5 protein-coding genes and 1 tRNA gene are annotated in these 4,843 nt (G+C 58.7%); 3 read left to right on the top strand and 3 right to left on the bottom strand.

Features of this window, described 5'->3' with window-relative positions; genetic code table 11:
• The 3 genes from B3V69_RS06040 to B3V69_RS06030 all read right to left on the bottom strand — a co-directional run.
• The coding region (locus tag B3V69_RS06040) for an RNase adapter RapZ (protein ID WP_414707472.1) at positions 1 to 407 on the bottom strand (407 nt) is incomplete at its 3' end.
• A 19-nt stretch (positions 408 to 426) separates the two neighbouring features.
• Entirely contained in the window at positions 427 to 2,076 is a 1,650-nt protein-coding gene (gene recN, locus B3V69_RS06035) for a DNA repair protein RecN (protein ID WP_296444734.1), read from the bottom strand.
• A gap of 2 nt (positions 2,077 to 2,078) precedes the next feature.
• Positions 2,079 to 2,975, bottom strand: a complete 897-nt coding sequence (locus tag B3V69_RS06030; RefSeq protein WP_296444732.1) for an NAD kinase — start codon at positions 2,973 to 2,975, stop codon at positions 2,079 to 2,081.
• A 28-nt stretch (positions 2,976 to 3,003) separates the two neighbouring features.
• Between B3V69_RS06030 and hrcA the strand changes: the two genes are divergently transcribed.
• The 3 genes from hrcA to B3V69_RS06015 all read left to right on the top strand — a co-directional run bounded on the left by hrcA (position 3,004) and on the right by B3V69_RS06015 (position 4,756).
• On the top strand, positions 3,004 to 4,008 hold the full coding sequence (hrcA, locus tag B3V69_RS06025; protein ID WP_296444730.1) for a heat-inducible transcriptional repressor HrcA: 1,005 nt from the start codon (positions 3,004 to 3,006) through the stop codon (positions 4,006 to 4,008).
• Positions 4,009 to 4,032: 24 nt separating this feature from the next.
• Positions 4,033 to 4,109 (top strand) — tRNA-Ile (locus B3V69_RS06020).
• A 101-nt stretch (positions 4,110 to 4,210) separates the two neighbouring features.
• Positions 4,211 to 4,756, top strand: coding sequence for a hypothetical protein (locus B3V69_RS06015; RefSeq protein WP_296444729.1), 546 nt, complete (start codon positions 4,211 to 4,213; stop codon positions 4,754 to 4,756).
• Positions 4,757 to 4,843 lie beyond the last annotated feature (87 nt).

Raw genomic sequence — 4,843 nt, 5'->3', positions numbered from 1 at the left:
GCCAGCAGCTCGCGCTCCAGTTCAATCGCATCCACCAGCGCACGCCGCTGGTCCTGCGTCGAATGGTCGGAAGCGGATTGCGACAGCGGGTGCTTGCGCCGTGTTTCGGAATAGCGTCGCACCAGCGTTCCGGTTGTGGCATCCAGAAACAGGGACTTGACGGTGATCCCCTGGTTTTTCAGGACCGAGAGTTGCTCTGGCAGCAAGGGGAGTGAGGTCGCGGTGCGCACATCCATCGCAATGGCCACGCGCGTGGCTTTGTGCGCTTTCTCCAGCGCCACAAAAGGCACCAGCAGTTCAGGCGGCAGGTTGTCGACGCAGAAAAAGCCGGCGTCCTCCAGGGCGTGCAGCGCCACCGACTTGCCGGAGCCCGACATGCCGGTGATCAAAACAATCTCCAAATCCAGTGGTTTTGGTTTCATGGCATCACTCCCGGGCCTGCAGCATTTCCTTGGCGTGGGCCAGCGTGGTGCCCGAGAGGCGCTCGCCACCCAGCATGCGAGCCACTTCCGCCACCCGTTGTTCGCCCTGCACGCTAGCCACTGAGCTCATGGTCGAACTGCCCTGCATTTGTTTGGCGACCACCAAATGATGGTCCGCACAGGCCGCGACTTGCGGCAGATGGGTCACGGCGAGGACCTGGCGGTCAACACCCAATTGTTTCATGAGGCGCCCCACCGTCTCGGCAACGGCTCCGCCCACGCCCGCATCGACCTCGTCAAAAATCAGCGTCTGTGCGGTGCCCAACTGGCTGGTGGTGACCGCGATGGCCAGCGCCATGCGGGACAGTTCCCCGCCGGATGCGACCTTGTTGACGGGACGCGGCGTACTGCCGGCATGCCCCGCCACCAGAAAGCTGACCTCTTCCAGACCGCTTTGCATGGGTTGAGCGGACTTTTGCAGCGTCACCTCGAATTGGCCGCCTTGCATGCCCAGGCCCTGCATGGCTTGCGTGATGGCTTTGGCGAGCTGCGGCGCGGTCTTGCCGCGGGCCTTCGAGAGCAGCCGGGCTTCCACCATGTAGGCATCGAGCGCGGCGGTCTGGGCCGCTTCCAGCCCCGCCAGATCGGTCGCCGCATCCAGTCTCTCCAGCTCCTGTTTCCAGGACGCCAGCAAATCGGGTAGCTCTGCAGGCGCCCGTTTGTAGCGTCTGGCCAGTGACAGCCACAAGGCCATGCGCTCATCGAGTTCATTCAGGCGCTGTGGATCCAGCTCGGTCTTGCGCAGGTAAGAACGCAGCGAATGAACGGTGTCCTCCACCTGCGCCAGGCTTGAAGATAAAACCTCTGTCAGCCCTCTGAAATAGGGCTCCAGGTGCTCCTGTTGTTGTAGCAACTGGCAGGCGCTGTGAAGTGCCGCCACCGGGCCGCCGTCATCGGCGTCCAGTGTCTGCACGGCGCCCTGCGCGGCATCCAGCAGGGCTTGGGCGTTGGACAGACGGCCATGTTCCGTATTGAGCTCATCCCATTCGTCGGCCAGTGGCGCGAGCTTTTGAACTTCACCAATCTGCCATGCCAGGCGTTCGCGCTCACGTTGCAGGGACTCTTGCGCCGCAAGGGCTTGCGTCAAGTCGTTTTGAGCCTGACGCCAGCGCTGCCAGAGCGTTGCCAGTGCGGCGGGCGAAACCTGCGCGTAGGCGTCCAGCAGACCCCTGACCGCCTCCGGGCGGGTCAAACTCTGCCAGGCATGCTGCCCATGAATATCCATCAGTTGTTCACCGATCTCGCGCAACTGGGTGGCCGTGGCCGGGCTGCCGTTGATCCAGGCGCGGCTCTTGCCCTGCGTGTCCACCGTGCGTCGCAACAGCAGGCTGTCGCCCATCTCAAAGCCAGCGGTTTCCAGCCAGGCGGTCAAAGCAGGCGTCGCGTCGAACTCGGCGCTGACATCGGTTCGAAGGCTTCCTTCACGGATCACGCCGACATCGGCCCGGCCTCCGGTGACCAGTTGCAGTGCATCGATCAGGATTGATTTGCCGGCGCCGGTCTCACCGGTGAGCACGGTGAACCCGCTGGCCAGATCGAGATCGAGCTCGCTCACGATGACGAAATCGCGCAGGACAATACGTTTCAAGCTCACGGTCAGGCCACTCCTTGATTCCAGTGCAATTTTTTCCGCAGCGTGTCAAAGTAGGACCAGCCCTTGGGGTGCAAAAACCGAACATGGTGTTGCGAGCGCGTCACCACGATGCGGTCACCGTGCAGCAGCGACGCCAGAGACTGCATGTCGAAATTGGCGCTGGCATCCCGACCCGCTACTATTTCAATAGCAATCTCTGCAGCATTGGCGAGGACGATAGGCCTATTTGACAATGTATGGGGAGCGATGGGCACCAGTATCCAGCCCGGGATGGACGGGTGCAACAAGGGCCCCCCGGCTGACAAGGCATAAGCGGTAGAGCCGGTGGGCGTGGCAATGATCAAGCCGTCGGCGCGTTGGTTGGCCACAAAATGGCCGTCCACCTCAACCCGCAACTCCACCATGCCCGCGGTGGCGCCACGATTTACCACCACATCATTCATGGCCAGTGCGTCAAAGACACAGCGCCCGTCGCGCATGACCCGGGCATGCATCAGGCTGCGATGGTCCTCTTCAAATTCGCCCCGCAGCATCGGCGCCAGCGTGCTCGCAAAGCCGTCAAATGGAATGTCGGTGATGAACCCGAGCCGCCCCTGGTTGATGCCGATCAGCGGCACGCCAAAATGGGCCAGCTGGCGGCCAATGCCCAGCATGGTGCCGTCGCCACCGACCACCAGCCCCAGATCACATTGCGCGCCAATGGCGGGAACATTCAGCATCGGGTAACCTGAAATCCCCATGTTGTGCGCCGTGTCGTGCTCAAAAAAAACCTCACAACCCTGGGCATGCAAAAAATGGGCAATGTCTTCCAGCGCATGGCGGGAGGATGCGCTGGAAGCGCCTGAGGCCACCGTCTGGTATTTGCCTATTAATGCAACATGCCGGAATTTAGATTTCATTCTCAAATTACATCACTAAAATGCCCTCATGCTGGATGACCGTGCCAAGTTGTTATTGAAAGCCCTCGTCGAGCGCTATATCGCCGATGGGCAACCGGTGGGTTCGCGCACGCTCTCCAAGGCCTCGGGCCTTGACTTGTCGCCCGCCACCATCCGCAATGTCATGTCCGATCTGGAAGAGCTGGGTCTCATTGCCAGCCCGCACACCTCGGCCGGGCGCATTCCGACGGCGCGCGGCTATCGCCTGTTTGTCGACACCATGCTGACGGTGCGACAAGGACAGTTTGCCGCGCACAGCCTGGCGCCGGATCAACCGCAAAAAGTGATCTCCAATGCGGCCAATCTGCTCTCCAGCCTGTCCCAGTTCGTCGGCGTGGTGATTGCGCCGCGCCGCTCTTCCGTTTTCCGGCACATTGAATTTTTGCGACTGTCAGAGCGGCGTTTGCTGGTCATCATCGTGTCGCCCGAAGGAGACGTGCAAAACCGCGTGATTTTTACCGAGGTGGATTATTCGCAGACCCAGCTGGTTGAAGCGGCCAACTACCTCAACAGCAATTACGTCGGTCTGGCGATCGAACAGGTGCGCGAACGGCTGCAACGCGAGGTGGAATCGCTGCGCTCGGAAATTGCCAGTCTGATGCAGGCGGCCGTCAACGTCAGTTCCGACGCCATTGCCGAGACCCAGGACGAAGTCGTTATTTCAGGTGAGCGAAACCTGCTGGCGGTCACCGATTTCTCCAACGACATGGGGCATCTGCGACGTGCTTTTGACCTGTTTGAGCAAAAGGCACAGCTCATGCGGCTGCTCGACATTGCGGGCCAGGCCGAGGGGGTGCGCATTTTTATTGGTGGCGAAAGCAAGGTCGTGCCGTTTGAAGACCTGTCCATCGTCAGCGCGCCGTACGAGGTCGATGGCCAGGTGGTCGGCACCTTGGGCGTCATCGGCCCGACCCGCATGGCCTATGACCGCATGATCCAGATTGTGGACATTACGTCGAAATTGGTCAGCAACGCACTGAGCCACCACAAGTAGGCCTTTACAATCCGTGCTTCGGTTGGGCCGTTAGCTCAGTTGGTTAGAGCAGAGGACTCATAATCCTTTGGTCCACAGTTCAAGTCTGTGACGGCCCACCATTGTTTATGCGCCTCAGCGCCCGTTTGGGTTCTGGGGCGTTTCTACAAATTGAACTGATTTTCTACAAAAGTGGCTTTCGCACGAAATTGGGATGAAGACGATGGCTAATGTTTCCGATGCTTTTCAGGCTGACCATAAGGATGAATTTGAGAGGTACATGAAGATCATTACCCCTCATCTTGGCGACCGAACTTATTCGGTGCTGAAGTCGCATTTGATGCTTGAGGAGTTATTAAATGAGTTCGTTTCAAGTCAGCTACGTCGCCCCCAAGCATTGAAAGGCGCTCGCTTAACGTTCGCTCAAGTGCTTGCGTTAACCATTTCTCTCCATCCATTTTTAGAAATAGACAATTGGAGATGGGAAGCATTGCGGCGCCTCAATTCGCTACGAAACAGAATGGCGCATTCTTCCGAGGTCGAAGATTTAATACATCGCTGCAAAGAATTGTCCAATTACATTGAACAGCACTCAGGCGTTCCGTTGCCCGTGCCTACTGTCGCTTCCGGCGATGATCCGAAAGTTTTCTCTTCCAACGTGGCAAAAAATTACTCAGCGATCGATATCGCCTTAGTTGGGCTGTATTCCGGTCTTAGAGCAACTTTTGAAGTCGCGGTCAAATTTCCGTCGGCCTTTGAGTCATCTTAGTGGTTTTACCCGTTCCCCAATCCTGGCTTTCACATAGCGCTCAGTCATATCCCGGTTTTTGTGGGCTAGTGTAGTGTTGCATTCTGT

This window comes from Rhodoferax sp. UBA5149 (assembly GCF_002413825.1).
GTDB lineage: Bacteria > Pseudomonadota > Gammaproteobacteria > Burkholderiales > Burkholderiaceae_C > Rhodoferax.
The sequence above is the reverse complement of the archived record's forward strand: the minus strand, read 5'-3'. Positions and strand labels throughout refer to the sequence as shown.

What these genes read in the sequence shown, in the direction of transcription:
- B3V69_RS06015 (WP_296444729.1), top strand. Translation starts at nt 4,211, where the DNA reads ATGGCTAATGTTTCCGATGCTTTTCAGGCTGACCATAAGGATGAATTT.
- B3V69_RS06030 (WP_296444732.1), bottom strand. Translation starts at nt 2,975, where the DNA reads ATGAAATCTAAATTCCGGCATGTTGCATTAATAGGCAAATACCAGACG.
- hrcA (WP_296444730.1), top strand. Translation starts at nt 3,004, where the DNA reads ATGCTGGATGACCGTGCCAAGTTGTTATTGAAAGCCCTCGTCGAGCGC.